1 pseudogene is annotated in these 1,225 nt (G+C 72.2%); it reads right to left on the bottom strand.

What is annotated here, in order from left to right:
- Positions 1–1,221 (bottom strand): annotated as a pseudogene (gene kdpB, locus FV222_RS26595) (potassium-transporting ATPase subunit KdpB); the annotation flags it as partial.
- Between the last annotated feature and the right edge of the window lie 4 nt (positions 1,222–1,225).

Below are 1,225 nucleotides of genomic sequence, written 5' to 3'. Positions count from 1 at the left end.
GCGACCGGGCCGCCGCCCGCCGCCGCGACGATCGCCTCGACGGCGCCCTTTCGGATCTGCGCGCCGGCGAGGTCGACGCCGCTCATCCGGGTCTGGGCGGTGAAGGGCACGAAGGTGGCGTCGAGGTGCCCCATGTCGCGCGCGCCGATGCCGTAGCCCTCCTTGGCCAGCACCACGATCGAACGCCCCTCCGGGGTCTCGTCGGCGAGCGAGGCGAGTTGCGCCGCGTCGGCCAGCTCCTGCTCGGTGACGCCGCGGACGGGGCGGAACGCGGTGGCCTGCCGGTTGCCCAGCGTGATCGTGCCGGTCTTGTCCAGCAGCAGCGTGTCGACGTCGCCGGCCGCCTCCACCGCGCGGCCCGACATCGCGAGCACGTTGAAGCGCACCAGCCGGTCCATGCCGGCGATGCCGATGGCCGACAGGAGCGCGCCGATGGTCGTCGGGATCAGCGTGACGAACAGGGCGACCAGCACGATCAGCGGGATGGCGCCGCCGGCGTAGGACGCGAAGCTCGGGATCGAGGCGACGGCGAAGACGAAGATCAGGGTCAGCCCGGCGAGCAGGATGTTGAGCGCGATCTCGTTCGGGGTCTTCTGACGCGAGGCGCCCTCGACGAGGGCGATCATCCGATCGACGAAGGTCGAGCCGGCAGCCGCCGTGATCCGCACCCGGATCGCGTCGGAGAGCACCTGCGTGCCGCCGGTCACCGCCGAGCGGTCGCCGCCGGATTCGCGGATCACGGGGGCGGATTCGCCGGTGATCGCCGCCTCGTTGACCGAGGCGATGCCGAGGATGACCTCGCCGTCCGACGGGATGATGTCGCCGGCCTCGACCAGCACCACGTCGCCGACCTTCAGGCCGTTGCCGGGCACGGTCTCGTAGGCGTCGCCTCGGCCGGTCAGGCGCTTGGCCAGGGTCTCGGTCCGGGTGCGGCGCAGGGATTCCGCCTGCGCCTTGCCGCGCCCCTCGGCGACGGCCTCGGCGAAGTTGGCGAACAGCACCGTGAACCACAGCCACAGGATGATCTGCCCGGAGAAGGCGAGGTCCGCCGCCCCGGTCGCGGCGTCGCGCACGAACAGGATCGTGGTGAGCAGGGCGACGACCTCGACGACGAACATCACCGGGTTGCGCACCATCAGGCGCGGATCGAGTCCTCACGGCACCGACGAGGGCCGGGCCGACGAGGGCCGCGCTGAACAGGGTCTGGGAGGGGCGGGACATGGGG

This window comes from Methylobacterium sp. WL103 (assembly GCF_008039885.1).
Lineage (GTDB): Bacteria > Pseudomonadota > Alphaproteobacteria > Rhizobiales > Beijerinckiaceae > Methylobacterium > Methylobacterium cerastii.
This window is presented reverse-complemented; position numbering and strand designations above follow the sequence as displayed.